The following is a 25,021-nucleotide window of genomic DNA, read 5'->3' as shown; positions in this document are numbered from 1 at the left end:
GATCAGAACCGTTCGAGCAGACGCTTGAGGTATTCCAACTCGGCCTCGGGGCGCTCGCCCTCGCCTGCGCGGCGGCGGATTTCGTCCAGAAGCTCGCGCGCCCGACGATAAACGTCGTCGCCTTGCAGCATGTTGTCTTCGCTGGAAATGGATCCGGTCGAGCCCTGTTGACGGCCCAGGGGGTCGCGGTTCTGGGCGCGCATGTCACCCTCTTCACTGCCTTGGCCCGGCTGCGACTGGTTCTGCTGCGCCATAGCCTCACCCAAAGAACGCATGCCCTCGCGCAAGGCCTCCATCGCTTCGGATTGTTGATCGATCGCCTCGGCCATGTCGTTCTGGCGCAAGGCGTCTTCGGCGTTTTCCATGGCCTCGCCAGCACGCCCCAGCGAGTCGCGTGCAGCGTCTCCTTCGGGCGTGCCCGCGCCCGGTAGGTTGTCCTGCTGTCGCTGCAATTCGTTGCGCAGGGCCTGTTGTCGATCAGCCAAAGTGCCCTGATCCCCGGCCCCCGGCTGCCCCTGTTGCGCCTGACGGTCGCCGTTGCCTTGGCCCTGCCCCTGCTGGCCCTCGTGGCTTTGCCCGCGACCCTGACCACCGTTGCGGCCCTCGTTCTGCTGGCTCTGGCCAGACTGACCGCCCTGGTTGAACTGTTCCTGAAGGTCACGGAAAGCCTGATCGCTGAGGCCCTGTTGATTGCGCAGCGTTTCGGCAAGCCCTTCCATCGCCTGCTGACCCTCGGATTGGCCCTGACCCTGCTGCCCTTGCGCCATCTGCATGTTTTCCATCATCTCCTGGAACTCACGCAGGGCTTGCTCGGCCTCGGCCATACGGCCTTGTTCCATCAACTCCTGGATGCGGTCCATCATGCGCTGGAGATCGTCCTGGTTCAGCGTCATCTGGTTTTCGGCGTTCTGCTGATCCTGCGGCGATTGCTCACCGTTGTTCTGGGCCTGGCGTTGCAACTGTTGCAGATATTGTTCGGTTGCCTCGCGCAGCTCTTGCATCAGCTCGGCAATCTCCTCATCCGAGGCACCGTTTTTCATCGCCTCTGCAAGCCGTTCACGGGCTTCGCGCAGCCGTTCCAGGGCGTCGCCCAAGGTGCCGTCTTCGATCATCAACGCCACATCCCAGAGCGACTGGGCAATCTCGTCACGCTGTTCGGGGCGCAGGCCAAATTCGGTGAACGTCTCAAGCCGCCGCAGGGTGAAGCGCAAGCGCAGGTAGACAGTTTCCGAACGAAACACATCTTCGGGGCGGTGCGAAATGGCGCGCAAAAGCTGGGACACGCGTTTGGCGTTGTCGCGTGTCCAAAGCAGATCGCGCCGTTGTTCGATGATCGCCGCAGCCAGCGGATCAAAGAAGCGTCTGCCCGGCAACGAGGCGCCATATGGCATCGCCTCGCCGGTGTTTCCCTTGGCGTCTTCGGCTGTCAGTGTGATGGACACGGGCAGGTTTGCCCAAGGGTGGGTCGAAAAATCCTCAAGAAAGTCCTCGGTGAACATGCGCCGGTCGCCCGCGATCGGCATCGGCAGGTCAACAACCAGCGTCTCGCGTTGTTCCGGGTCACCTGTCAGACCATAGCGGCGGTCCACGCCTGCCAGATCAAGCTCGATCCGGGCCTTGCCGGACACAACGCCGTAATCATCGCTGGCGGTGAACGGCAGGCTCATCTGACCGCCCGCCTCGGCCTCGATCACGCCCGCGACGGATATTTGCGGCGCTTGATCGGTGATCATCTGAATCGCCCAGGCCTTGCCGCCCGGCCCATCGATTTGAACCGAACCGGATTTCGCAACGATCAGGTCGTGGGACACAGCGTCGCCCTCTCCCTCAACCGGGGCGCTGGTGATCGTCTCGGCCAAGCCAAGCGCGCCAACCTCGCCATAGAAACGCAGGGTGATCCGACTGCCTTCAGGCACCTGCAGCGTGTCCTGGTCCAAATCATTGAGATAAAGTGATGGCAAACCGGTGTAGCGAGGCGGCTCTACCCAGCCCTCCCACGAGGGTCCATTCGCCAACGCCGCGCCACCTGGGGCAAGTTCAGTCACGGATTTGACATGCCAGACCGAGCCGAAAAGCACGCCGACCGACGCAAGCAACAGCGCTGCATACCGCAGGGCAAAGGGATCGCGGGCCGCGAGATTGAGGTTCGGTTTTACCGGTTCTGCTTGCGCGGCCCGTTCCGACATGCGTCGCTGATGTGCCTGCCAAAGCGCCACCGAGGCCGGGTCTGACGCGCCAATGGTTTGCGCATCGGTCAGCGCCTGGATCGGTCGGCCCGGAAGCGATTCATCAAGCCGTGCCAGAGCGTCCCGTCGTGTAGGCCAGTGAAACCGGCGTGCGCCCCAGGCCAATGCGACGGCGGCGCTGAGCACGGCACCAGCACCAGCGGTCCAGACAGCTTCGATCGGAACCAGATCATGCAGCCCCAGCAACAACGCCGCGAGCGCTGTCATCACAACAGAAAACATTGGCCAGAACGCCCGGACCCCCTGTTCGGCAATCATGCCAAGATGCGTCGCCAACAGGGACAGTCGCGGGATAGGCAGATGCATGGACGGTTTGGCGGTCAACAGATCACTCCCCACGGGGTCGCATGAAGCGGCCCACGCGGGAACGCGTCAGAGCCACTCTGGTATGGTATCGCGGTTTATGATTTCGTCAAAGGTTGGACGTGGGCGAATAACCGCGAATTGATCACCATTCACCAAAACTTCCGGAATCAGGGGGCGGGTGTTGTATTCGCTGGACATGACCGCGCCATAGGCACCCGCACTGCGGAACGCGATCAGATCGCCGGATTTCAGGGGCGGCATGTTGCGTTGTTTGGCAAAGGTATCACCGGATTCGCAGACGGGGCCGACGATGTCATAGGGCTGCATCTCGGTTCCCGGCGCGGGTTCGTTCACGGCGACGATGTCGTGGTGCGCCTCATACATGGCGGGGCGGATCAGATCGTTCATGGCCGCATCCACGATCAGGAAATCACGGCCCTCGCCCGACTTCACATAGATCACGTCCGACACCAGCAAACCGGCGTTGCCCGCGATCAGACGGCCGGGCTCGATCTCAATCTCGCAGCCCAGATGACCTAGGATGTCCTTGATCAACTTCCCATATTCCACCGGCAGCGGCGGCGCCTCGTTCGAGCGGGTGTAGGGGATGCCCAAACCGCCCCCCAGATCGAGGCGGCGGATGTTGTGCCCCTCGCTGCGCAGCTGCTCGGTCAGTTCAGCCACTTTCTCGTAGGCCAGGCGAAAAGGCTCCAGTTCGGTCAGCTGCGAGCCGATGTGGACGTCGATGCCAATCACCTCAAGCCCCGGCAGGGATGCGGCGTGGGCATAAACCTCGGACGCGCGCGAGATCGGGATGCCGAACTTGTTCTCGGACTTGCCGGTGGCGATCTTTGCGTGGGTCTTGGCGTCTACATCCGGGTTCACGCGGATGGTGATCGGGGCCACCACGCCCAGATCCAGAGCAACAGCATTGATCACCGCCATCTCGGGCTCGGATTCGACATTGAACTGACGAATGCCATCAGTCAGAGCCGTACGGATTTCGCGGGCGGTCTTGCCGACACCGGAAAAGACGATCTTTTCGCCCGGCACGCCTGCGGCGCGGGCGCGGCGGTATTCTCCCTCGGACACCACATCCATCCCGGCCCCCGCCTGCGCCAGCGTGCGCAGGATCGCCTGATTGCTGGCCGCCTTCATCGCGTAGCACACAAGGTGTTCCGTTCCTTCCAGCGCGTCATCGAACAGCTGGAAATGGCGCAGCAACGTGGCCGTGGAATAGACATAGAACGGGGTGCCGACGCTTGCGGCAATCTCGGCTACGGGAACATCCTCGGCGTAAAGCGCGCCGTCGCGATAGAGAAAGTGGTCCATGGGATCGCGAGTAGACCAAAACGGGGTTTGTGATCAATTGCAAACATACATTGTGGCGGTTTCGCGATGGCAGAGGCCCCCTCAATCGATCAACGTCAGGCCGACACGGATACCGACGTCAATCGTGCGCGCGTCGACCGCATTGCTGTGGCGATTTGCAGATCGGGCAAAGGCCCCGCTGGCATGCGAAGCCCCACCCCGCACAACACGGTCACAGGACGCGCCGCCCTGCTCATTCGCTGAAGGATAGCCTTGGAACTGAGCATAGGCGTTGGCTTCATAGCAGTCTTGAACCCATTCGCTTGCATTCCCGTGCATATCGAACAATCCAAAAGCGTTTGCAGGGTAGCGCCCTACGGGTTTGGCCCAGCGTTTGCGGAACGGATCAGGTGTTGGCCCGTCAGGTTGCGGGGGATACGGCATCGCTTTGTCAATGTTTGCTTCTTTGTCCGTAAGTGTTTCGCCTGTGTGGAACGGGGTTGCCGTTCCCGCGCGGGCTGCATATTCCCATTCCGCTTCGGTCAGCAGCCGGTAAAGTTTGCCGGTTTCCCTTCTCAGCCACGATATGAACTGCTGCGCATCGTTCCAACTGACATGAAGGACGGGATCCTGGGGGTGGCGCCCTCCGACCTCACTGGGTTTGTACGTACAGATCCCTGATCGATGGCAGGCGTTCCACTGTTTGACGGTGACTTCATGAGCTGCCACCGCAAATTTGTTGCCGATTGTTACATCTGTTTGGGGGCCTTCGTCCTGCCCGCGCAGTGTTTCTTGCAGGGGGGATCCCATACGAAAGCTGCCAAGGGGGATCTCCACCATAACAGGGCATATTTCGCAGTCCTGAAACGGTGCCGATGTGTCAGCGGATACAGCCAAAGGCGCGCCGACTGTGCCAAGGAGCAATACGATTTTCAACATCGCAACCTGGAACCTGATTGAACCCACTGTGTGCCCCACTTTTTCGACCAGATACATCAAGCGAAGATCGCAGAAACACCTTTGCAGGCAAGCAGGCTCACTAAGTGTTGACCGGGTTCAGGGCAGGTCCGTCAAAATCCCAGATACAGATTGAACGGCCCGCGGTGGAGACCCACGCTGCCACCGACGTAAGAGCTGCTGCCCCCAAGGCCCACATGGGCGTTCAGGGACGGCTGCACGGGTTCACCGTCCGCACCGCATCCTGCCAGCACTGCAAGACAGACAACAGCAAGAGAGGTGCGGATCAGGGTCATGACAGGGTCGCTTTCCAACGTTCGATCTGGGCGCGCACCTGCGCAGGCGCGGTGCCACCATAGGACATGCGCGAGTTTACCGAATTATCGACGCCAAGAACACCAAAGACATCATCCGTGATATCCGCGTGCACCAATTGCATGTCTGCCAGCGTCAGATCCGGCAGATCGCAGCCCTTGCCCTCGGCCATGGCCACCAGCGATCCGGTGACGTGGTGGGCGTCGCGGAACGGCAGACCCAGCACCCGCACCAGCCAATCGGCCAGATCGGTCGCAGTCGAAAAGCCCGAGCCTGCGGCAGCGGCCAGGCTCTCGCGGTTGGCGGTCATGTCCTTGACCATGCCTTCCATCGCCGCCAGCGCCAGCATCCAGTTGTCGGCAGCGTCAAAGACCTGCTCCTTATCTTCCTGCATGTCTTTGGAATAGGCCAGCGGCAGGCCCTTCATCACCATCATCAGCGCAGTATTGGCGCCATAGATGCGGCCCACCTTGGCGCGGATCAGTTCAGCCGCATCGGGGTTCTTCTTCTGCGGCATGATCGACGATCCGGTCGAGAAGCGGTCCGACAGGGTGACAAAGCGGAACTGGGCAGAGGACCAGATCACCAGCTCTTCGGCGAAACGCGACAGGTGCACGGCGCAGATCGAGGCGGTCGACAGGAATTCCAGCGCGAAGTCACGGTCAGATACGGCGTCCAGCGAGTTGGCCGCGGGGCGGTCAAAACCAAGCGCCTCGGCCGTCATATGCCGATCAATGGGGAAGGATGTGCCCGCCAGAGCCGCGGCACCCAAGGGCGATTCGTTCATGCGCGCACGGGCATCGCGCACACGGGACAGGTCACGACCAAACATCTCGACATAGGCCATCATGTGGTGACCCCAGGTGACGGGCTGCGCAGTTTGCAGGTGCGTGAAGCCCGGCATTACCCAATCAGCACCCGCCTCGGCCTGCGCCAAAAGCGCGCGGATCAAGGCCAACAGGCCGCTTTCTGCGGCGTCCAGCTGGTCGCGGACCCAAAGTTTGAAATCGGTCGCAACCTGGTCATTTCGGCTGCGGCCCGTGTGCAGGCGGCCCGCAGGCTCGCCGATCACTTCTTTCAGCCGCGCTTCGACGTTCATGTGGATGTCTTCAAGCGCGGTGGAAAATGCAAACGTTCCGCCCTCGATCTCTGACAATACGGTGAGCAGCCCTTCACGAATGGCCTCGGCATCACTATCCGTTATGACGCCTGTTGCGGCCAACATCGCCGCATGGGCCCGCGAGCCAGCAATGTCTTGGGCTGCCATCCGCTGATCGTACCCGATCGAGGCGTTGATCGCCTCCATGATCGCGTCCGGTCCGGCGGCAAAGCGGCCGCCCCACATCTGGTTCGAGGTCTTGTCGGTCATCTGGAAACCCTTCGGAGGGGATATGAAGAAACTGTTGCTGGCCCTCGTCTATACCGCCCTTGCCGTGGGCGCAAATCCATCCGGCACCATCGCCGCTGAACTGGATCGGCCCGCGTTGGAAGCACTGCGGGAAGGGAGTATGAAAAAGCTCATTATCCTGCCCAATCCCTTGCCCGTTTCGGACAAGGCTTTTGACCTTGAAGACGGCAAAGGGCAAAAAACGCTGGCCGACTATAAGGGCAAATATGTGCTGGTGAACTTCTGGGCCACCTGGTGCGCGCCCTGCCGCAAGGAAATGCCGCAGTTCTCGGAACTTCAGGCCGAATTTGGCGGTGACGATTTTGAAGTGCTGACAATTGCCACCGGGCGCAACTCTCCTTCTGGGATCCAGAAGTTCTTTGACGACATCAAGGTGACCAACCTGCCGCGTCATCAGGATCTGGGCATGTCCCTTTCGCGGGAGATGCGGGTGCTTGGCCTTCCTGTCACGGTCATTCTGAACCCCGAGGGCCAGGAAATCGCCCGTTTGTTGGGTGATGCCCAATGGAATTCCGAGAGCGCCAAATCCATCATCAAAGCGCTTATCGCCACGACCTCCTGATACGCCAACCGAATTTGCATGTAGTGATTTCGGGGCGCGCGGCGCTGTCTCGCGCTCTGGGGCGTTTTCTGCAAAGTGAAGATGCCCCAACAGGGTGCACGCCAAGCGTGATATATTGAGCATGCCTGCCAGATGAGCAGGCGCTGACTTGGAAGGAAGGAGAGAACCATGAAACCCGTGGTGCTTCTGATTGGTCGGCTGCCTCAGGTGATTGGCAACGTCGCCCAACAACTACAACATTTACCCATCGAATGGCTCGGGGCCCATGATCAGGCCGAGGTTATCCACCAGCTTGAAGCTGAACCCCGGATAACATGCGTCGTCATGGGCGCAGGGTTGGACGATTCCGTGCGCGGCGCGCTGATCGGCGTGATCGCCAGTCGACGCCCGGATGTGTCTATCCACCTGAAAGATCGCAGTTCAGGGTCCGAAGGATTGGTGCCCTTTGTCGAGCGTGTTGTGCGGCCCATGGTTCTGGAACAGTTGCAACCTGGCTGACGCCACGCCACCTTTGACAGAAGCGTCCAGCTTGCGCAGATTTTGATGCAGGAGGACCCATGCCACTCGATATTCTGCTGATCCTTGTGGTCGTCGGCATCGCATCCATTGCTGTCATGCTGCATCTGAGCGGCAAATCGAAACGTGCCCGGCTGACATCGAACAACGCAGGCATGGCCTGGGTACGGCATTTCCCCGACGATCAAGTCACGAATGTGATGGTGGCAAAGGATGGACATGCCGCACTGGTGACAACATCTGCTGGGATGGGACTTATCTGGTCATTTGGTGCGGATACGGTGGCGCGTCACTTAGTTGATGTTAGCCTGGATGAAACAAAACACGGCCTGCGCTTCAAGTTCTCTGATTTCACCGCCCCAAGCGTCCGCGTGGCGCTGGCCCCCGAAGAGCGCCAAACTTGGTGCAAAACGATTCAAGCGACATGACAGATACCCTTTCTTTTCCCGACCCCACCCAACTGGCGGTGCCGTTCTTTGTCGCTGCAATTCTGGCCGAGTTCATCTGGATCGCGATCAAAGGAAAAGGGGGACGGTACGAGACACGAGATGCCGTGACCTCTTTGATCATGGGCGCAGGCAGTGTCGCGTCTGGACTGCTGTTGGGCTTTATTGCCTATGGGTTTCTCATGTTCCTCTGGGCTCTGACGCCTCTGGATCTGGGCACATCGATCGGCGTGTTCATCTTGTGCTTTGTACTGGACGATTTGCGGTACTATTGGGTGCACAGGTTCGGGCATCGCATTCGCTGGGTCTGGGCCAGTCACGTGAACCATCATTCCAGCCAGCACTATAACCTCACGACTGCCCTGAGACAGACGTGGACCGGCACTTTCACCTTCATGATGATCGTACGCGCGCCGCTGATCCTGTTGGGATTCCATCCGGCAATCGTATTGTTTTGCGGCGGGCTGAACCTGATCTATCAGTTCTGGATTCACACCGAAGCGATCGGCAAGATGCCACGCTGGTTCGAGGCTGTCATGAACACCCCCAGCCATCACCGTGTACACCATGGCCGCAATCCTCGCTATCTGGACTGCAACTATGCCGGCGTCTTCATCATCTGGGACAAGATGTTCGGCACCTTCGTTCCCGAACAAGACAGTGAAAAGGTCGACTATGGCCTGGTACACAACCTAGGCAGTTTCAACCCGCTACGGGTCGCCTTTCATGAGTGGATCGGTATCTTCCAGGATGTGATCCAACCCGGCCTGACCCTGCACCAGCGTTTAAGGTATGCATTTGGCCCACCGGGTTACAGCCACGATGGCAGCCGCGACACCTCGGAGGCCATCAAAGCCAAGCATCTGGCGCGCAATCCCCAGGATCGTGGGTCGCCTGGCTTTACGCAATAGGGGCAGTTTGGTGTCAAAGTGATCATCGCTTGATGCCAAATTGAATTGAAATGTCACGGTTCAAATCATGTGCAGGAACATCAAGACACCTGCATTTTTCCAAGAAATGTCAAAGCTCTGAATTTCTGTGAGATTTACCCGCCCGACCTGACCCTGGCCGGTGAATACTGAGGATTGGTCGTTGAATGCGGTCAATCCCTCACAAATTTCCTCAAATTGCTTGTTTAACCGATGCTTCACGATTTTGGCGAAGTCTTGTCCCGTTCATCCGCACCCGGCGACAAGGGGACAAGAAATGCTGCAACGCCGAAAGATGATGGCCAACGCCCAGGGGCAAATCGACAATCCGCTGGACGCTGCTGTCCGCAAGCGGGACCGCTCAGCGGTTCAGATGGCGACCGAGGCCGTCAAGCACAATCAATGCATGCTGGCGTTTCAGCCTGTAATGCAGGCACAACCGCCCCATCAACGCGCCTTTTACGAAGGTTTCATTCGCGTTCTTGATGAAACCGGGCGCGTGATACCCGCACGGGAGTTCATGCCCGCGGTCGAAAACACCGAGATCGGGCGCGAGCTGGATTGCAATGCACTGCAAATTGGCTTGCGTACCCTTACTCGGAATCCGACGATCCGCTTGTCGATCAACATGTCCGCTCGATCCATCGGCTTCAAGAAATGGACTCAGATCCTCCATCGATTTTTGAAAAAGGATCCCACATTGGGCGAACGGTTGATCCTTGAAATCAACGAAACTTCGGTCATGACCGTGCCTGAATTGGTGATCGACTTCATGGACCAGTTACAGGAACACGGGATCGCCTTTGCCCTGGACGACTTTGGCGCGGGCAACATCGCCATGCGGCTGTTCCGCGAATTTTTCTTTGACGCCGCCAAGATTGACGGCCAGTTCATTCGCGGGATCAATAAAAACCCTGACAACCAGGCCGTCGTCCGAGCCCTGATCGCGATTGCCCGCGAATTCGACATGTTCACCATCGCCGAATCGGTCGAAACGGTTGAAGAGGCCGAATTCCTGGTCGAGCACGGGGTCGACTGTTTGCAGGGCTTTCTGTTCGGTGCTCCAACTGTAAAACCGGACTGGGCTCAACCAGAACAAGAAAAATCAACGGCCTGAGTTCAAAAATTGCGCTAACATCCTCTCACGCGACACATGAGACAAGCTGTCTGTTGCTGCAACTGCAGCATTCCGCTATGTCAGCATTGCGAGAGCGAGAGATGCGCGGTGTCTAACTGGGGTCGACTCTGATGACCTGAGCCGTCACATTTCTCGAAAGATATGACGGCAAAGGATTGGATCACATGACCAACGTAGTAATCGCTTCGGCAGCACGGACCGGTGTTGGCAGCTTTGGCGGGTCGTTCGCGAACACCCCCGCACATGACCTGGGCGCCGCAGTACTGGAGGCCGTCGTCGAACGCGCCGGTATCGAAAAGGGCGAGGTCAGCGAGACCATCCTGGGTCAGGTATTGACTGCAGCCCAAGGCCAAAACCCCGCCCGTCAGGCGCACATCAACGCTGGCCTGCCGCAGGAAAGCGCTGCTTGGGGCATCAACCAGGTTTGTGGCTCGGGCCTGCGTGCCGTTGCCCTGGGTGCTCAGCACATCCAACTGGGCGATGCGGACATCGTTGCAGCAGGTGGTCAGGAAAACATGACCCTGTCGCCCCATGCCGCCACTTTGCGTGCCGGCCACAAGATGGGTGACATGAAATACATCGACACCATGATCCGCGACGGTCTGTGGGATGCCTTCAACGGTTATCACATGGGTCAAACCGCTGAAAACGTTGCCGAGAAATGGCAAATCTCCCGCGAGATGCAGGACGAATTTGCTGTCGCCTCTCAGAACAAGGCCGAAGCCGCGCAAAAGGCCGGCAAGTTTGCGGACGAAATCGCCCCCTTCACCATCAAGACCCGCAAGGGCGACATCGTGATGGACAAGGACGAATACATCCGTCACGGCGCCACCATGGAAGCCATGCAGAAACTGCGTCCGGCCTTTACCAAGGACGGTTCGGTCACAGCCGCCAACGCATCCGGCCTGAACGACGGTGCAGCCGCGACCCTGCTGATGTCAGCCGACAACGCCGAAAAGCGCGGCATCGAGCCGCTGGCGCGCATCGTGTCCTATGCCACAGCCGGTCTGGACCCGAAGATCATGGGCGTCGGCCCGATCTATGCCTCGCGCAAGGCGCTGGAAAAAGCAGGTTGGAAACCCGAAGATCTGGACCTGGTCGAAGCAAACGAAGCCTTTGCCGCACAAGCCTGCGCCGTGAACAAGGACATGGGCTGGGATCCGTCGATCGTGAACGTGAACGGCGGCGCCATCGCCATCGGTCACCCGATCGGTGCTTCGGGCTGCCGCGTTCTGAACACACTGCTCTTTGAAATGAAGCGCCGCGACGCCAAGAAAGGCCTCGCCACCCTGTGTATCGGTGGCGGTATGGGCGTTGCCCTGTGCGTGGAGCGCGACTAAGCCTCGGCGCATCCAACATAGAGAGGGCGCCCGCTGCGGCGCCCTTTTCTTTTAACCCCAGTCACTTACCCCGAATGCGACAAAATTTTCCACCTGTCATGAAAATTTCATCGCGAAAGAATATTGCGCATCCCGAGCGCAATGGGTAACAGCATTACAACGCCAAATTCAATTGGAGGATTCCTCAATGGCAAGAACAGCACTCGTCACCGGCGGCTCGCGCGGCATCGGCGCAGCAATTTCCAAGCGCCTGAAAGCCGATGGTTACAACGTCGCCGCGACCTATGCAGGTAACGACGAAGCCGCCGCACAGTTCACCGAAGAAACCGGCATCGCCACCTACAAGTGGAACGTTGCCAGCTACGAGGAATCGGCAGCGGGCATCGCCAAGGTCGAAGCCGAAGTAGGCCCGATCGACATCGTCGTCGCCAACGCAGGCATCACCCGCGACGCACCCTTCCACAAGATGACCCCCGAGCAGTGGCACCAGGTGATCGACACCAACCTGACCGGCGTGTTCAACACCGTGCACCCGATCTGGCCCGGCATGCGCGAGCGCAACTTCGGCCGCATCGTCGTCATCAGCTCGATCAACGGTCAGAAAGGTCAGTTCGCTCAGGTGAACTATGCCGCGACCAAAGCGGGCGATCTGGGCATCGTCAAATCGCTGGCCCAGGAAGGTGCGCGCGCAGGCATCACCGCCAACGCCATCTGCCCCGGCTACATCGGCACCGACATGGTTATGGCCGTTCCCGAAAAGGTCCGCGAATCGATCATCGCACAGATCCCGGCAGGCCGCCTGGGCGAGCCGGACGAGATCGCACGCTGCGTATCGTTCCTGGTTGCGGACGACGCGGGCTTCGTCAACGGCTCGACCATCTCGGCCAACGGCGCACAGTTCTTCGTCTAAGCCTAAACGACAGACAAACAGCAAGGGCCGGTCCATCAGGACCGGCCCTTTTTTAATCCCGTAAGAACGCGCGCGCTGCGCTCAGCGGGAACCGAACAGCCAGTTGAACACCGACTTGATGGCTTTGGACCGCTCTGCATGTGCACGCTGGAATGCACGTTGGGCGGCGGGGTTTGTCGTCATCTCGATCATCTCTTTGCCCTTTCTCAGATCAGTTTACCTTGACTTGCACCCAATATGTGCGACCAAATGAAAAGGTACAAACGAGACTTTTTCTGCCTTCAGTTAAGAATAATTGATCCGAATATGAGTGACCGCCTACCCCCTCTGACTGCTTTGCGCGCCTTTGACGCTGCCGCCCGTCACATGTCTTTTGCCCACGCGGCGAAAGAGCTGAATGTCACACCTGCCGCCTTGTCGTTTCAAATCAAATCGCTGGAAGAGCACCTAGGTCAGCCGCTGTTCAAGCGCCTGAACCGCGCGGTGGAACTAACAGAGGCCGGGCGGGCTCTGGCACCGGGTGCGGCGGATGGCTTTCAGACGCTAACCGAGGCATGGCGCGCCGCACGCAGGCTGCAGGACAACACCTCGCTGACGGTCACCGCGGGGCCAGCGTTGACTGCCAAATGGCTTGCGCCCCGGCTGTATGATTTCGCCCGGCAACATCCTGACATTGACCTCAGCTTTTCCGCTACTCTGCGCATGGTCGATCTGCGACGCGATGACGTGGATGTGGCGATCCGGTTCGGCTATGGCCCGGACGAGGGGTTGTATTCGGTCCAGGTGCGCAAGGAATGGTTGACCCCCGTGATGTCCCCCGAAGTGGCCGAGCAGTTTCCAACCCCCGAAAGCCTGACAAAAGCCCCTTTGATCTTTGACGATTCCATTGCCTTTCTGCGCCCTCCCTGTGACTGGGCCACTTGGTTTCGCGCTGTCGGCGTGCAGCACAACCCCGAGCACGGCACGCATTTTTCCAACGCCGATCACGCGGTGGATGCCGCTGTGGCGGGGGTTGGCGCCGTTCTTGGGCGGCGTGCGATGATCATCAAGGACCTGCAAGAGGGACGGCTGGTGGCCCCCTTCAAAACCGCAATCGAAAGCACAGGCCGCTTTCGGTTCCTCTGCCTGCCCGGTGTCGAGGAAAGGCCGCAGGTCAAGGCATTTCGCGACTGGTTCGTGAGCGAGATTGACAAGACCGCCCACATCTCGGACGAATTTGATATTATTCCGGTCGAGGACGTTTCCCCAGCATGAGCAAATCCCAAGCCACCGCCATCGGCTTTATCGCAGTCCTTCTGTGGGCGCTTCTGGCGTTGTTAACGGTCGGGTCCGCGCCCACGCCACCGTTGTTGTTGAACGCGATCTGTTTCACCATCGGCGGGACACTGGGGTTGATATGGACCGCCGCCAGCGGCGGCCTTGGGCAACTGTGTGCGATTCCGGCCAAAGTTTACGTCTTCGGAACCATCGGTCTGTTTGGCTATCACGCACTCTATTTTTCGGCCCTCAGACTGGCGCCTGCGGCCGAGGCCGGGTTGATTGCCTATCTTTGGCCGCTGCTCATCGTGCTTTTCTCGGGATTGCTTCCCGGCGAAAAGCTGAAAGTGGGCCACCTGATCGGGGCTTGTTTCGGTTTTTCCGGCGCAGCATTGATCATCCTTGGTGGCGGCAGTGGCGGATTTCAGGCCGAGTTTCTACCCGGATACATGCTTGCGTTGCTGTGCGCGCTGACATGGTCAGGTTACTCGGTCCTGTCGCGCCGAATGGGCGAGGTACCGACCAGCTCGGTTGCGGTGTTCTGCGTCGCCACGGCTGTCGCATCATGGGGCCTGCATTTCGCGGTTGAAGAAACCGTTTGGCCGCAAGGCACATGGGGCTGGGCCTCGACGCTTGGCTTGGGCCTGGGCCCTGTCGGGCTGGCGTTTTACGTCTGGGACATCGGGGTAAAGCGCGGGGACATTCAGATGCTCGGCACCAGCTCCTACGCGGCGCCCCTGTTGTCGACCCTGGTTTTGGTGGTGGCCGGGATCGCCGCGCCCACGTGGGCTCTGGCGATCGCGGCCTTGTTGATCACGGGCGGTGCAGTGATTGCGGCCCGCAGCAGCATGTCAAGTTAGACTGACAGGCGCTCAATCTCTTCCTTTAGTTTGAGTTTTTGTTTTTTCAGATTTGCCAGATGCAGCCCGTCGATACCGGGTGATCGCTGTGCCTCTTCCACTTCAAGACTGAGATGCTCGTGCTTCTTTTTCAGCTCCGTCAGGTGCGAGCTCAGGCTCATGGCAATCCTCCTTCTCAATTGTATGCCGGACGAGTTGAGCACAAGAAAATCGGTCTGTCACGCTGCAGGTGCATGAAACTGTCATCAATCTGACATATCGGCCAACAACCGCTTACCTTGGGTCAGGCCACTTCAAGGGTGCCCCATCACGCAAAACCGCCCGGATTTCCGCGACATAGCTTTCGACGTCAGCCGTGTGGCGGTCGCCTTGGTGCAAAATTTTCGGGGCATGTAGCCGAAAGGGGGATTTTCCCTCTTTCCGCGCGCGGAGAATCACCAGATCCGGCGCGCGGCCCGGTCGGGCAGCCAAAGGCAGCACCTCAAGCGCGCCCAAACGCCCCTCGCAGGCGGTGATCAGTTCCGGCAGGCGGTCGGTACGTTGGATGATGTGCAGGTACCCCTTGGGCAGCAAGCGGCGCGCAGCAACCTCGACCCAAGTGGCAAGGGGTGTGTCCCCTCCCAGGGCAACACTGCGCCCCAAATCACGCGCCTGGCTGTGCGCGCCGCTGCGATAGTAGGGCGGGTTGGCAATAACATGATCAAAGCGCCGTTGACGCAACGCATCCGGCAATGCGCTCAGGTCGGCACAGGTAACGTCGAGCAGAAGGTCATTTTGAACTGCATTCCGGCGTGCCAGATCGGCGTATTCTGGCTGCAACTCCACTCCGTGCGCCTGCATCCCTGCGACTCGCGTCAGCAGCGACAATATGGCCGCCCCTGCCCCACAGCCCAACTCTAGCACCGACTGGCCCGCGCGGGCTGGCACAACTGAGGCAAGTAGAACCGGATCAACGCCCGCACGATAGCCACTACGGGGCTGCAAAAGGCTCAAACGCCCCCCTAGAAAGGCATTCTCTGTCAACTGCTCGTCAGAAAACACGGGCCTATTTGCCCAAGGGGATTTCGTTGTCGCGCATCACCCGCACGGCGTAATCATAGTCCTCTTCCCGCACCATCATACGACGGGGGAAGATTCCGATGCCTCCTTCGAGGATGCTCATATTTACGTCCATCTGAAAGCAGTCTATATCCTCGCCCTCAAGAAGGGCGGAGGCAAAGGCCATGATGGTCGGATCGGTACTGCGCAATAGTTCCTTCATGACGTCGGATGTAAGGGCAAGGTGGGGCATATGTCGAGCCTTGTAGCAGGAGTGTGATGAATATCAGCACCGTCTCGAAACCTCATGAGCAACTGGCCACAACGCTGGCTGGTGAAATGGCTGCGGTCAACGAGTTGATCCAGACCCGGATGGCGTCGGAACATGCCCCTCGCATTCCCGAAGTGACAGCGCATCTGGTTAGCGCTGGCGGCAAGCGGTTGCGCCCTATGCTGACACTGGCTGCAGCGCGCCTGTGCGGCTATGAGGGCGAGCACCATCTGCGACTGGCCGCGACAGTAGAGTTCATCCACACCGCAACCCTGCTGCACGATGACGTGGTGGATGAGAGCGCACAACGCCGAGGCCGTCCCACTGCCAACCTGCTGTGGGACAACAAAAGCTCGGTTCTGGTGGGCGACTACCTGTTTTCGCGCAGCTTCCAGCTGATGGTGGAAACCGGCTCGTTGCAGGTTCTGGACATCCTCGCCAATGCTTCGGCCACGATTGCCGAGGGCGAAGTGCTGCAGATGACTGCGGCCACCGATCTGAAAACGGATGAAAGCATCTATTTGCAGGTTGTGCGCGGCAAGACGGCAGCACTGTTTTCGGCAGCAACCCAAGTGGGCGGCGTGATTGCGAACGCGTCAGACGAGCAGGTGCAGGCGCTCTATGACTATGGCGACGCGCTTGGCATAGCTTTTCAGATCGCGGATGACCTACTGGATTACCAGGGCGACAGCAAAGCCACAGGCAAAAACGTCGGCGACGATTTCCGCGAGCGCAAACTGACGCTGCCGGTGATCAAGGCCGTGGCTCAGGCCACTGCTGATGAACGTACGTTCTGGGAGCGCACCATCGAAAAGGGCCGTCAGGAAGAGGGCGATCTGGAACACGCGATGGCGCTTATGGCCAAATATGGCACGCTGGACGCTACACGCGATGACGCCAATGGTTGGGCAGCCAAGGCCAAGGCAGCGCTGGATGTACTGCCCGACCATGAGATCCGCACCATGCTGCGCGATCTGGCCGATTACGTGGTGTCGCGCCTCAACTGAGTTGCGTTGCGACGCACCACCAATCAGGGTGCTCGGCGCCGATCACATAGGCCGCGAAATGCGCGGCCTTTATCGTTGGATAAAGCGCAACGCAGGTTGACCCCGAGCCTGACATCCGCGCCAACAGAACATTGCGCGTGTTGCGCAGGTCGGACAGGACGCGCTCGACCTCGGGCGCGACATGCATGGCAGGTGGCTCCAGGTCGTTGCGCTGGTCCAACAGCCAATCAGCGCAGTCCTCGACCCCCGCAAATTCGGGCACGCGATCCGGCATTGGCGCATTGTCGCGGCTCTCAAGGCCCGAGAACACTCCACCCGTGGGAACGGCGACGCCCGGATTGACCAGCAGCGCTGGAAGCGTGGGCAAGTTCATTGGTGTGATCCGCTCGCCGATGCTCTGCATTCGCGCGGCACGTGCATGCATGCAAACAGGAACATCTGCACCCAATGAGAGCGGTAACCCATCGGGGATGTTTCCCCCCTGATCCGCCAGCAGGCGCAATGCCATGGCGGCGTCCGAGGAACCACCGCCGATGCCCGCGCCATGCGGCAAGGCCTTGTGCAAATCCACCTGGCCAGTCCATCCAGCGCCTTCAAGCGCGCGCCAGACCAGATTGCGGTCATCCGTTGGAACCCCGTCCGAGAACGGGCCATCCACAGCCAAAGACAACGCCCCGCCCGGGGTCAGTCGCAGGCGATCACCGAAATCGGCGAAGACAACGATGGAATCCAGCAGGTGATAGCCATCATCGCGACGGCCGGTCACGTGAAGCGATAGATTGACCTTGGCCGGCGCCAGCGCCTCAGCCGTCATTGGCCACCTGCAGCGGTGCAGCGCCCTCTTCGGCCAGAACCTCGTCCAAGCCCACCTCCATCTTGCGACGGATGCGTTCAGGATCGGCCTCGCTGTCGGTGTCCTCGGGGTCGATGAAGGACAGTGCTCGGCTCCACTGGAACTCGGCCTCGCGGGTGCGGCCCACCGCCCAATAGACATCACCCAGATGATCGTTGACCACCGGATCGATCGGCATTAGCTCGACCGCGCGCTCCATGTGGCCCACTGCCTCTTCATAACGGCCCAAACGGAACAAAACCCAACCCAGGCTGTCGACGATATAGCCACTGTCAGGGCGCGCAGCGACCGCGCGTTCAATCATCGACAGCGCCTCATCCAGCTTTTCCTGCTTCTCGACCAGAGAATAACCCAGGTAGTTGAGAACCTGCGGCTGATCTGGTTCCAGCTCCAGCGCAGTACGGAAATCAGCCTCGGCCTGGGGCCACTGCTTCAGGCGCTCATGGCTGATCCCACGGGCATAGAGGATAAACCAGCGGTTGGTTGCCTCCTCTTCGGTGTAATCCAGTGCCTTATCATAGGCCTTTACCGCTGCGGAATAATCCTCTTGCTGGCGCAACAGGTCGCCAAGAGCGGAATGAACTGAAGGAAGTTCCGGGTATTCTCGAGTCAGCTGTTCCAGAACTTCGATGGCTGCGTCGGGCTTGGCTGAACGGCGCAACGCCTCCGCCCGCCCCAGCTCGGCTGCAAAGTGATCGGGGTTATCCTCGGGGATGCTCTTGTAGGTATCGACCGACAGATCATATTGGCCCAGGTTTTCCAACAAACCCGCGCTAAGAAGCAAAGCATCATTGTGGTCGGGGCGAAGATACCCGGCCATCCGAGAATAAATTAGGGCATAATCATCCGATGCCTCGCCGCTGAGCGCTGCGCCTATGGTAAAGAAAACTTCTGCCATGCCATCCCGCACACTGCGAACCTGAATAAACGGCAGGGTTTCTCCAGCCGCCAACCGGTCAGCGACCTCGGTCAGGCCTGGGTCGAAACGACCCGCAAAGACATCGGCCATCAATTCAAGCGCCTCGTCGTTACGCCCCAGCTGCGACAAGATCTCGACATGGGCCAAAATCGCTCGGCGGGTGAGCCTCGCTTGCTCACCACCGTCGCCCGCAAAGATCGCATCCGCACCTTCGAAATCGCCGACCGATGCCAGCGCCATCGCCTTGTGATAAAGTGCGAACCCCCGCAAACCGGCCTCATCCCCCAAGGTATCGAACTGCGCCAGCGCTTTGCCGACCGATCCTGCACCCATGTGGGCCCAGCCAATCAACAACCCGTCCACCAAAAGGCTAACGGTTTGCTCGCCTTCGGTTCGACTGATCAGCTCATCATAGGCTTCTTCGGTGATCAGGTTGGCGACAATGGCCATAGAGGCCATCTGACTGCCCAGCCCCAACGCCTCGAGTGTTTGGGCCACGGGCAAAGCACGATCCACCTGCCCCAAGGCCAGTTGCGACAGAATCACGTTTTCCATCAGGACGGGGTTTTTGGGATCCCTCATCAGAGCTTGGGTATAGTACCGCGCCGAGGCCGCAAAATCGCTGTCATAGATGGCCTGCCGTCCGGCCAGATATGATCCGGCCCCGGTTTCTGCCTGCGCAATGGTCGGGATGGTCAGCGATACGGCCAATGCGACGGCTGCCGCAGTACGAACGAAGGAAAACACCAAAGACCTGCCTTTTTCTCATGAGCTTGCGCTAAAGCTAGGCCGTCATGCGCCCAGAGGCAATCCTACAGCGCTTCACATGGCAGACAGTGACGAGTTTTTGCCCATCGTTCTCTATACTCGATACCGTCCGAGGGCGCCAACTGCCGCGCGCAGCGCGGCCCGGCCCAACGGGAGGAGGTTTTTCGGCAGAAAAATTGACGACCGGCGGGAGCGCCCCGCCTATCTGAGCACCCAACGTGAATGGCGTTGCACACCAAACTCTGGGTCGGGCGCGTCCGGCAAAACGGCCAACATCTCGATCGAATGCCCGTCCGGGTCTTTGAAATACAGCGACAACGCAGGCATCCAGCCGATCACCACCGGCTCTTGCACTGGTTCGCCATCGAAACCCAAGGGTTGGATATCTTGTGCCTGCAACCGATCACATCCCGCCAGAACTGCGGCCTCTGTGCAGCGAAATGCGAAATGCAGCGTCATGTTCAGCGGACCCGCCCCACTCTGCCACAGGCCCAGCATGCCCTGTTCCTTGCTGCCGACCCAAAAGAATGCGACCCGACGCTCGGGCAGAACACGGGCCAGCTCTAGTCCGATCTTATCTCGGTAAAAAGCAACAGACCGCTCCAGGTCCCGTACCGGAAGATGGGTTTCGTAAACGCCAAGTATGCCCGCTGCCATCCTCTGCCTCCTTGCAATTCTGACAATATAAAAGGTAGGTTAGGACCTCGACCATGGTTGAGATCAAGCAAAAACGCCGGGTGCTGATGCACCCGGCGTTTCAATCGTTTCGGCGTCAAACAGATCACATGTTGGGATAGTTCGGGCCGTCGCCGCCCTGCGGCGTGACCCAGGTGATGTTCTGGCTGGGATCTTTGATGTCACAGGTCTTGCAGTGAACACAGTTCTGGAAGTTCACCACAAACTCGGGCTTGCCGTCTTTTTCGACCACTTCGTAGACACCCGCCGGGCAATAGCGCTGCGCCGGTTCATCGAACTGGGGCAGGTTCACATTGATCGGCAGGTTGGGATCGGCGAGGCGCAGGTGGCAAGGCTGGCTTTCTTCGTGGTTGGTCGCCGCAAAGGACACGTTGGTCAAGCGGTCAAACGACAGCTTTCCATCGGGTTTGGGGTAGTCGATCGGCTGGTAGTCCGCTGCCTTGCCGGTCGAATCTGCGTCGTTTTTGCCGTGGCTGACAGTACCAAACAGCGAGAAGCCAAAGGTGTTGGTCCACATGTCCAGACCACCCAGCATCAGCGACGCGGTCAGGCCCCACTTGGACCAGATCGGCTTGACGTTGCGAACCTTTTTCAGGTCCTGGCCGATGGGGCCGGTGCGCACTTCGACTTCGTAGTCGGACAGCTCATCACCCGAACGGTCCGCCTTGATCGCGTCATAGGCGGCTTCGGCCGCGGCCTTGCCCGACAGCATTGCGTTGTGGTTGCCCTTGATGCGCGGCACGTTGACCATGCCGACCGAGCAGCCCAGCAGTGCCACACCAGGCGCAACCATCTTGGGCATCGACTGATAGCCGCCCTCGGTGATCGCACGCGCGCCATAGGCCACGCGCTTGCCGCCTTTGAGCAGGTCGGCAACAACGGGGTGGTGCTTGAAGCGCTGGAATTCCATGTAGGGGAACAGGTGCGGGTTCTTGTAGTTCAGGTGCACCACAAAGCCCACGTAAACCTGGTTGTTGTCCAGGTGGTAGATGAACGAGCCGCCCCCCGCGTTCGAACCCAAAGGCCAGCCCATGGTGTGGGTGACTGTGCCTTCTTTGTGCTTGGCCGGGTCGACTTCCCATATCTCTTTCATGCCAACACCGAATTTCTGCGGCTCTTTGCCGGCCTGCAGGTCGTATTTGGCGATGACTTCCTTGGCCAGCGAGCCACGGACACCTTCGGACAGGAAGACGTATTTGCCGTGCAGCTCCATCCCTGGCTCGGTGTCGGGACCATAGGTGCCGTCCTGCTCCAGACCAAAGACACCAGCAACGACGCCTTTGACTTCGCCGTTGTCGCCATAGACCAGTTCGGAACAGGCCATGCCGGGGAAGATTTCGACACCCAGCTCTTCGGCTTGCTCGGCCATCCAGCGGCAGACGTTGCCCATCGACACGATGTAGTTGCCGTGGTTGTTCATCAGCGGCGGCATGGGGAAGTTGGGGATGCGGATCTGACCCGCCTCGCCCAACATGTAAAAGTTGTCTTCTTTGACCGGAACGGAGACAGGTGCGCCCTTTTCCTTCCAGTCCGGGATCAGCGCGTCCAGGCCGCAGGGGTCCAGAACCGCGCCGGACAGGATGTGCGCGCCAACTTCCGAGCCCTTTTCCAGAACGACGACGTTCAGGTCTTCGTCCAGCTGTTTCAGACGAATGGCCGCCGACAGACCCGCAGGGCCTGCGCCGACGATCACTACGTCGTATTCCATCGCTTCGCGTTCAATCTCGGCCATTTGGTGGCGCTCCTTGGCTATCTTTTCGCTAGTGGCCCCGTTGGGCGCAATTTTGTTTCGTGGCTGATTACCCTTTGGGGGCCCCTAAGGTCAAATAAAACTGAGCGTCACATGCTGCGTCGCGGCAATCATGTGTCCGGCGTGTCGCCCATAAGGTACCTTGGGCCGCTTCCGCCCTTTTTTGCCCGATCTTCGGGGTTGTAGAGCTTGCAGTTGGGCAAACTGAGGCAACCGCAGCCGATGCAGCCGTCCAGATTGTCGCGCAACCGCAGCAAAGTGCTGATTCGCTCGTCCAGCAGTTTGCGCAGCCCTTTGCTGATCCGGGTCCAGTCCGCCTTGGTCGGGGTCCGGTTGCCGGGCAACCCGCTCAACACCTCGCGGATTTCGGGCAGGGACAGGCCAAACTGCTGCGCGATCATCACAAAACTCAGCCGCCGGATATCGGCCCGCTGATAGCGTCGTTGCCCACCCGGGTTGCGCCAGGGCGAGATCAGGCCCTGATCTTCGTAATACCGGATTGCCGAAACGGCCAATCCAGTTCGCTCCGCCAACGCCCCGATGGGCAGTCCGTCAGAAAAGGGCATGGCACCTCGCAAAAAATATCTTGACCTAAAGTTAGGTTTAGAAATTACGCTACCTGAGGATGAACCCAAACGCAAAGGAATTGAGCAGATGACCGCCACCTTGGAACACACCAATTTCACTGTTGCAGACCCGCACGCCACCGCCGCCTGGATGCACAAGGTGTTTGGCTGGCACACCCGTTGGGAGGGCGAGGCAATCTCTGGCGGCTACACCGTCCATGTCGGCAATGCAGAGACTTATCTGGCGCTCTACCGTCCACCTGCGACACAGACGCCGCAAAAGCTGGATCAGGAGACCTATGATTTTATCGGAGGCCTCAACCACGTTGCCGTGGTCGTCGAAGACTTTGAAGCCACCGAAGCGCTGGTGAAAGAGGCGGGTTTCACCCCCGGTGAACACCATGATTACGAGCCCGGGCGCCGGTTCTACTTCCACGACGACAACAACATAGAATTCGAGGTGGTGCACTATGATTGAACTGCTTTGGTTGAACGTCCCCCCGGATCGCTGGCGAAAAGACGCGCAGGGAAAACGTCTTTTCAGGCCCCGCCCCCCTGACGCAAAACACCGTTAAACGGCGATTTGCACGGCCCGACCAACGACACCTCTTGCAATCTGCCCCCGGTTTGGGTCAGGTATCCTTCAACCCAAACAGTCGCCCCGGCGCATTTTTCGCGGCGGGGCGACAGATATTTTAAGTGGACCGGTTGCAAATGGAAAAGATCCCAATGACCCCGTCGGGGTTTGCAGCGCTCGAAGCCGAGTTGAAGCACCTGAAATCCGTTGAACGCCCCGCCATCATCGAGGCCATTGCCTCGGCGCGCGAATTGGGCGACCTGAAAGAAAACGCCGAGTACCATTCGGCCCGCGAAAAGCAGGGCTTTATCGAAGGCCGCATCAAAGAGCTGGAAGGTGTTCTGTCCCTGGCCGAGGTCATCGATCCGGCCAAACTGTCCGGCACCATCAAGTTTGGCGCCAAGGTCACGCTGGTGGACGAAGACACCGACGAGGAAAAGACCTGGATGATTGTTGGCGAGCATGAGGCCAACATCGAAAAGGGTCTGTTGAACATAAAATCGCCGATTGCCCGTGCACTTATCGGCAAGGACGAAGGCGACAGCGTTGAGGTTCGCACCCCAGGTGGTGTACGATCCTACGAGGTTTTGAATATCGAGTTTTCCTGACGGATTGACGCCCATGTCCGGCCCTTCGCCCGACCAACATTCTGCACAGACCACGCCGATTGGGATTTATGACAAACCCAAGCAGGCGGCGATCACGGGTATCGAAGTGGCAGCCATTGCGCTCAGCGTGCTGTGGCTTGGCGGAGCGATTGCGTTCTTTGTCTTTGGCCCACCGGTCGCGGAACAAATGGGCGGTATCGGCTATCTGGTGGCGATGCTGGCGGTGTTCATGCCGGTGGCGATGATCTGGGTTGCGGCCACAGCAGCCCGCTCTAGCCGCGTCATGCGCGAGGAAAGCCAACGCCTGCAGGCCGCAATAGACGCGATTCGTCATGCCTATGTCACGCAACAACAGCGGGCGTCGGTCGGGCAAGAACCTTCGGTGGCCAAAAAGCTGGATGAAATTGCCGAAACGGCCCGCAAAACGGAAACCACTCTGGCGACCTTTTCGACCAAGCGCCGCGACAGTGTGCGCCCTGCCCCTGCCGAGACTGAGGCGACGGTGACAGATGCCGCCGATCAGGGCTCGCTCGAACTGGGCACCCCGGCGGAGGCCCTGTCCCCGCCCCTGCCGCAGGATGATTTCATCCGCGCTCTGAATTTCCCGGAAACCGCCGAAGACATCGAAGGGTTTGCCGCCCTGCGTCGTGCGCTCAAGGATCGCAAGGCGGCGCAGCTGATCCAAGCAGCGCAGGATGTGCTGACGCTGTTGTCTCAGGACGGCATTTACATGGACGATCTGCGCCCCGACATGTCCCGCCCCGAGGTCTGGCGTCAGTTTGCTCATGGTGCACGCGGACGTGCAGTGGCCGCCCTGGGTGGCGTGCGCGATCGGTCGTCGCTGGCGCTGACGGCAGGCCGGATGAAACAGGACCCGATCTTTCGCGACGCAGCGCATCACTTCCTGCGCAAGTTCGACCAGATGTTCACGGAATTCGAGGCCGTGGCAGATGACGCCGAAATCTCGGCTCTCAGCGAAACACGCACGGCCCGCGCCTTCATGTTGTTGGGTCGCGTAGCCGGAACGTTCGACTGATCGCAGATGCTGCGGCAGGCGCCCGCCGCCGCGCGCAGCGCGGCGGCCCGGCCCAACAGGAGGAGGTTTTCGTTAGAAAATCGACGACGGGCGGGAGCACCCCCCGGGTTCAGGGCACCTTCGCCATCCGATACGCGGTATTGAAGCCAAAAAGATGCCTCAGCGGCCCCAGATCCTCTTGCTTTGTCACCACATACCCCATCCGTTCGTAAAGCGCCTGCGCCTTTGGGTTGGCGTCGATCACATCCAACTCGACCCTAGACAACCCCAATGTCTGGGCTTGTTCATGCCCCGCCTCAAGTAGTGCAGTCCCGACACCCAATCCCCGTGCGCCTTCTGCGACGAAAATTCCGTCCAGCACAAACCCCAACTTGCCGGAAAATGCCTGCCAAAAGAGATCGGTCACGTGTTGGCATCGTTCCGTCTCTTCA

At 59.5% G+C, this 25,021-nt stretch carries 27 protein-coding genes; 13 read left to right on the top strand and 14 right to left on the bottom strand.

Features of this window, described 5'->3' with window-relative positions; genetic code table 11:
- Positions 1–2: 2 nt before the first annotated feature.
- The 5 genes from TRL7639_RS18625 to argH all read right to left on the bottom strand — a co-directional run bounded on the left by TRL7639_RS18625 (position 3) and on the right by argH (position 6,504).
- A complete protein-coding gene (locus TRL7639_RS18625) occupies positions 3–2,552 on the bottom strand; it encodes a TIGR02302 family protein (protein ID WP_085797389.1) in 2,550 nt (849 codons plus the stop codon).
- Positions 2,553–2,618: 66 nt separating this feature from the next.
- Positions 2,619–3,884 (bottom strand): diaminopimelate decarboxylase, encoded by a 1,266-nt coding sequence (lysA, locus tag TRL7639_RS18620; RefSeq protein WP_085797388.1) that lies wholly within the window; start codon positions 3,882–3,884, stop codon positions 2,619–2,621.
- An 81-nt stretch (positions 3,885–3,965) separates the two neighbouring features.
- Positions 3,966–4,802 carry a formylglycine-generating enzyme family protein gene (locus tag TRL7639_RS18615; protein ID WP_503089930.1) on the bottom strand — a complete coding sequence of 279 codons (837 nt, stop codon included), beginning with the start codon at positions 4,800–4,802 and terminating at the stop codon, positions 3,966–3,968.
- Between the two features lie 131 nt (positions 4,803–4,933).
- Positions 4,934–5,116, bottom strand: a complete 183-nt coding sequence (locus tag TRL7639_RS18610; RefSeq protein WP_085797386.1) for a hypothetical protein — start codon at positions 5,114–5,116, stop codon at positions 4,934–4,936.
- The gene (argH, locus tag TRL7639_RS18605) at positions 5,113–6,504 is read right to left on the bottom strand and encodes an argininosuccinate lyase (protein WP_085797385.1); all 1,392 of its coding nucleotides are present in this window, start codon (positions 6,502–6,504) and stop codon (positions 5,113–5,115) included. The genes TRL7639_RS18610 and argH overlap by 4 nt, the downstream gene beginning before the upstream one ends.
- A 22-nt stretch (positions 6,505–6,526) precedes the next feature.
- Between argH and TRL7639_RS18600 the strand changes: the two genes are divergently transcribed.
- From TRL7639_RS18600 to yddG, 9 genes are all read left to right on the top strand, one after another.
- Positions 6,527–7,105: a TlpA disulfide reductase family protein gene (locus TRL7639_RS18600; protein WP_085797384.1), complete on the top strand. Its 579-nt coding sequence runs from the start codon at positions 6,527–6,529 to the stop codon at positions 7,103–7,105.
- A gap of 168 nt (positions 7,106–7,273) precedes the next feature.
- Positions 7,274–7,603 carry a hypothetical protein gene (locus TRL7639_RS18595; RefSeq protein ID WP_085797383.1) on the top strand — a complete coding sequence of 110 codons (330 nt, stop codon included), beginning with the start codon at positions 7,274–7,276 and terminating at the stop codon, positions 7,601–7,603.
- A gap of 59 nt (positions 7,604–7,662) precedes the next feature.
- Complete coding sequence (locus TRL7639_RS18590) at positions 7,663–8,049, top strand: hypothetical protein (protein WP_085797382.1); 387 nt, start codon at positions 7,663–7,665, stop codon at positions 8,047–8,049.
- Complete coding sequence (locus TRL7639_RS18585) at positions 8,046–8,978, top strand: sterol desaturase family protein (RefSeq protein ID WP_085797381.1); 933 nt, start codon at positions 8,046–8,048, stop codon at positions 8,976–8,978. The genes TRL7639_RS18590 and TRL7639_RS18585 overlap by 4 nt, the downstream gene beginning before the upstream one ends.
- A 295-nt stretch (positions 8,979–9,273) precedes the next feature.
- Positions 9,274–10,113, top strand: a complete 840-nt coding sequence (locus TRL7639_RS18575) for an EAL domain-containing protein (RefSeq protein WP_085797379.1) — start codon at positions 9,274–9,276, stop codon at positions 10,111–10,113.
- A 185-nt stretch (positions 10,114–10,298) separates the two neighbouring features.
- The gene (locus tag TRL7639_RS18570; RefSeq protein WP_085797378.1) at positions 10,299–11,474 is read left to right on the top strand and encodes an acetyl-CoA C-acetyltransferase; all 1,176 of its coding nucleotides are present in this window, start codon (positions 10,299–10,301) and stop codon (positions 11,472–11,474) included.
- Positions 11,475–11,661: 187 nt separating this feature from the next.
- Positions 11,662–12,384, top strand: coding sequence for an acetoacetyl-CoA reductase (gene phbB / locus TRL7639_RS18565; protein ID WP_085797377.1), 723 nt, complete (start codon positions 11,662–11,664; stop codon positions 12,382–12,384).
- A 306-nt stretch (positions 12,385–12,690) separates the two neighbouring features.
- The gene (locus TRL7639_RS18560) at positions 12,691–13,638 is read left to right on the top strand and encodes a transcriptional regulator GcvA (protein ID WP_085797376.1); all 948 of its coding nucleotides are present in this window, start codon (positions 12,691–12,693) and stop codon (positions 13,636–13,638) included.
- On the top strand, positions 13,635–14,501 hold the full coding sequence (gene yddG, locus TRL7639_RS18555) for an aromatic amino acid exporter YddG (protein WP_085797375.1): 867 nt from the start codon (positions 13,635–13,637) through the stop codon (positions 14,499–14,501). The genes TRL7639_RS18560 and yddG overlap by 4 nt, the downstream gene beginning before the upstream one ends.
- Here yddG and TRL7639_RS18550 read toward each other — a convergent pair.
- The 3 genes from TRL7639_RS18550 to TRL7639_RS18540 form a co-directional block, all read right to left on the bottom strand.
- Complete coding sequence (locus TRL7639_RS18550; protein ID WP_085797374.1) at positions 14,498–14,662, bottom strand: YdcH family protein; 165 nt, start codon at positions 14,660–14,662, stop codon at positions 14,498–14,500. The two genes, yddG and TRL7639_RS18550, sit on opposite strands and share 4 nt — an antisense overlap.
- 112 nt (positions 14,663–14,774) lie before the next feature.
- Entirely contained in the window at positions 14,775–15,494 is a 720-nt protein-coding gene (locus tag TRL7639_RS18545; RefSeq protein WP_235820455.1) for a tRNA1(Val) (adenine(37)-N6)-methyltransferase, read from the bottom strand.
- Positions 15,495–15,546: 52 nt separating this feature from the next.
- Positions 15,547–15,762 carry a putative signal transducing protein gene (locus TRL7639_RS18540; protein ID WP_085797613.1) on the bottom strand — a complete coding sequence of 72 codons (216 nt, stop codon included), beginning with the start codon at positions 15,760–15,762 and terminating at the stop codon, positions 15,547–15,549.
- Positions 15,763–15,818: 56 nt separating this feature from the next.
- Here TRL7639_RS18540 and TRL7639_RS18535 point away from each other — a divergent pair, with 56 nt between their 5' ends.
- Entirely contained in the window at positions 15,819–16,817 is a 999-nt protein-coding gene (locus tag TRL7639_RS18535) for a polyprenyl synthetase family protein (RefSeq protein WP_085797372.1), read from the top strand.
- Here the strand turns inward: TRL7639_RS18535 and TRL7639_RS18530 are convergent.
- The 5 genes from TRL7639_RS18530 to soxR form a co-directional block, all read right to left on the bottom strand.
- Positions 16,810–17,631 carry a 4-(cytidine 5'-diphospho)-2-C-methyl-D-erythritol kinase gene (locus tag TRL7639_RS18530; RefSeq protein WP_085797371.1) on the bottom strand — a complete coding sequence of 274 codons (822 nt, stop codon included), beginning with the start codon at positions 17,629–17,631 and terminating at the stop codon, positions 16,810–16,812. The genes TRL7639_RS18535 and TRL7639_RS18530 overlap by 8 nt on opposite strands.
- Positions 17,621–19,339: a tetratricopeptide repeat protein gene (locus TRL7639_RS18525; protein WP_110647183.1), complete on the bottom strand. Its 1,719-nt coding sequence runs from the start codon at positions 19,337–19,339 to the stop codon at positions 17,621–17,623. The genes TRL7639_RS18530 and TRL7639_RS18525 overlap by 11 nt, the downstream gene beginning before the upstream one ends.
- 219 nt (positions 19,340–19,558) lie before the next feature.
- Positions 19,559–20,014, bottom strand: coding sequence for a VOC family protein (locus tag TRL7639_RS18520; protein ID WP_085797370.1), 456 nt, complete (start codon positions 20,012–20,014; stop codon positions 19,559–19,561).
- Positions 20,015–20,138: 124 nt separating this feature from the next.
- A complete protein-coding gene (locus tag TRL7639_RS18515) occupies positions 20,139–21,785 on the bottom strand; it encodes an electron transfer flavoprotein-ubiquinone oxidoreductase (protein ID WP_085797369.1) in 1,647 nt (548 codons plus the stop codon).
- A gap of 128 nt (positions 21,786–21,913) precedes the next feature.
- On the bottom strand, positions 21,914–22,369 hold the full coding sequence (gene soxR, locus TRL7639_RS18510; protein WP_085797368.1) for a redox-sensitive transcriptional activator SoxR: 456 nt from the start codon (positions 22,367–22,369) through the stop codon (positions 21,914–21,916).
- A gap of 88 nt (positions 22,370–22,457) precedes the next feature.
- Here soxR and TRL7639_RS18505 point away from each other — a divergent pair, with 88 nt between their 5' ends.
- The 3 genes from TRL7639_RS18505 (at position 22,458) to TRL7639_RS18495 (ending at position 24,590) form a co-directional block, all read left to right on the top strand.
- The gene (locus TRL7639_RS18505; RefSeq protein ID WP_085797611.1) at positions 22,458–22,847 is read left to right on the top strand and encodes a VOC family protein; all 390 of its coding nucleotides are present in this window, start codon (positions 22,458–22,460) and stop codon (positions 22,845–22,847) included.
- A gap of 236 nt (positions 22,848–23,083) precedes the next feature.
- Positions 23,084–23,554: a transcription elongation factor GreA gene (gene greA, locus TRL7639_RS18500; protein WP_085797367.1), complete on the top strand. Its 471-nt coding sequence runs from the start codon at positions 23,084–23,086 to the stop codon at positions 23,552–23,554.
- Between the two features lie 13 nt (positions 23,555–23,567).
- The gene (locus tag TRL7639_RS18495) at positions 23,568–24,590 is read left to right on the top strand and encodes a hypothetical protein (RefSeq protein WP_085797366.1); all 1,023 of its coding nucleotides are present in this window, start codon (positions 23,568–23,570) and stop codon (positions 24,588–24,590) included.
- Positions 24,591–24,699: 109 nt separating this feature from the next.
- On the opposite strand, the gene TRL7639_RS18490 is transcribed toward TRL7639_RS18495, so the two are convergent.
- Positions 24,700–24,996 (bottom strand): GNAT family N-acetyltransferase, encoded by a 297-nt coding sequence (locus TRL7639_RS18490; protein ID WP_235820454.1) that lies wholly within the window; start codon positions 24,994–24,996, stop codon positions 24,700–24,702.
- Positions 24,997–25,021: the final 25 nt, after the last annotated feature.

It is taken from the genome of Falsiruegeria litorea R37 (assembly GCF_900172225.1).
GTDB classification, from domain to species: Bacteria; Pseudomonadota; Alphaproteobacteria; order Rhodobacterales; family Rhodobacteraceae; genus Falsiruegeria; species Falsiruegeria litorea.
Note: the sequence above shows the minus strand (reverse complement) of the source record. Positions and strands in the feature narration are given on the sequence as shown.

Excerpts from the sequence above, each read along its gene's own strand:
- TRL7639_RS18625 (WP_085797389.1), bottom strand. The coding sequence starts at position 2,552 with ATGCATCTGCCTATCCCGCGACTGTCCCTGTTGGCGACGCATCTTGGC.
- lysA (WP_085797388.1), bottom strand. The coding sequence starts at position 3,884 with ATGGACCACTTTCTCTATCGCGACGGCGCGCTTTACGCCGAGGATGTT.
- TRL7639_RS18615 (WP_503089930.1), bottom strand. The coding sequence starts at position 4,802 with ATGTTGAAAATCGTATTGCTCCTTGGCACAGTCGGCGCGCCTTTGGCT.
- TRL7639_RS18610 (WP_085797386.1), bottom strand. The coding sequence starts at position 5,116 with ATGACCCTGATCCGCACCTCTCTTGCTGTTGTCTGTCTTGCAGTGCTG.
- argH (WP_085797385.1), bottom strand. The coding sequence starts at position 6,504 with ATGACCGACAAGACCTCGAACCAGATGTGGGGCGGCCGCTTTGCCGCC.
- TRL7639_RS18600 (WP_085797384.1), top strand. The coding sequence starts at position 6,527 with ATGAAGAAACTGTTGCTGGCCCTCGTCTATACCGCCCTTGCCGTGGGC.
- TRL7639_RS18595 (WP_085797383.1), top strand. The coding sequence starts at position 7,274 with ATGAAACCCGTGGTGCTTCTGATTGGTCGGCTGCCTCAGGTGATTGGC.
- TRL7639_RS18590 (WP_085797382.1), top strand. The coding sequence starts at position 7,663 with ATGCCACTCGATATTCTGCTGATCCTTGTGGTCGTCGGCATCGCATCC.
- TRL7639_RS18585 (WP_085797381.1), top strand. The coding sequence starts at position 8,046 with ATGACAGATACCCTTTCTTTTCCCGACCCCACCCAACTGGCGGTGCCG.
- TRL7639_RS18575 (WP_085797379.1), top strand. The coding sequence starts at position 9,274 with ATGCTGCAACGCCGAAAGATGATGGCCAACGCCCAGGGGCAAATCGAC.
- TRL7639_RS18570 (WP_085797378.1), top strand. The coding sequence starts at position 10,299 with ATGACCAACGTAGTAATCGCTTCGGCAGCACGGACCGGTGTTGGCAGC.
- phbB (WP_085797377.1), top strand. The coding sequence starts at position 11,662 with ATGGCAAGAACAGCACTCGTCACCGGCGGCTCGCGCGGCATCGGCGCA.
- TRL7639_RS18560 (WP_085797376.1), top strand. The coding sequence starts at position 12,691 with ATGAGTGACCGCCTACCCCCTCTGACTGCTTTGCGCGCCTTTGACGCT.
- yddG (WP_085797375.1), top strand. The coding sequence starts at position 13,635 with ATGAGCAAATCCCAAGCCACCGCCATCGGCTTTATCGCAGTCCTTCTG.
- TRL7639_RS18550 (WP_085797374.1), bottom strand. The coding sequence starts at position 14,662 with ATGAGCCTGAGCTCGCACCTGACGGAGCTGAAAAAGAAGCACGAGCAT.
- TRL7639_RS18540 (WP_085797613.1), bottom strand. The coding sequence starts at position 15,762 with ATGAAGGAACTATTGCGCAGTACCGATCCGACCATCATGGCCTTTGCC.
- TRL7639_RS18535 (WP_085797372.1), top strand. The coding sequence starts at position 15,819 with ATGAATATCAGCACCGTCTCGAAACCTCATGAGCAACTGGCCACAACG.
- TRL7639_RS18530 (WP_085797371.1), bottom strand. The coding sequence starts at position 17,631 with ATGACGGCTGAGGCGCTGGCGCCGGCCAAGGTCAATCTATCGCTTCAC.
- TRL7639_RS18520 (WP_085797370.1), bottom strand. The coding sequence starts at position 20,014 with ATGGCAGCGGGCATACTTGGCGTTTACGAAACCCATCTTCCGGTACGG.
- TRL7639_RS18515 (WP_085797369.1), bottom strand. The coding sequence starts at position 21,785 with ATGGCCGAGATTGAACGCGAAGCGATGGAATACGACGTAGTGATCGTC.
- soxR (WP_085797368.1), bottom strand. The coding sequence starts at position 22,369 with ATGCCCTTTTCTGACGGACTGCCCATCGGGGCGTTGGCGGAGCGAACT.
- TRL7639_RS18505 (WP_085797611.1), top strand. The coding sequence starts at position 22,458 with ATGACCGCCACCTTGGAACACACCAATTTCACTGTTGCAGACCCGCAC.
- greA (WP_085797367.1), top strand. The coding sequence starts at position 23,084 with ATGGAAAAGATCCCAATGACCCCGTCGGGGTTTGCAGCGCTCGAAGCC.
- TRL7639_RS18495 (WP_085797366.1), top strand. The coding sequence starts at position 23,568 with ATGTCCGGCCCTTCGCCCGACCAACATTCTGCACAGACCACGCCGATT.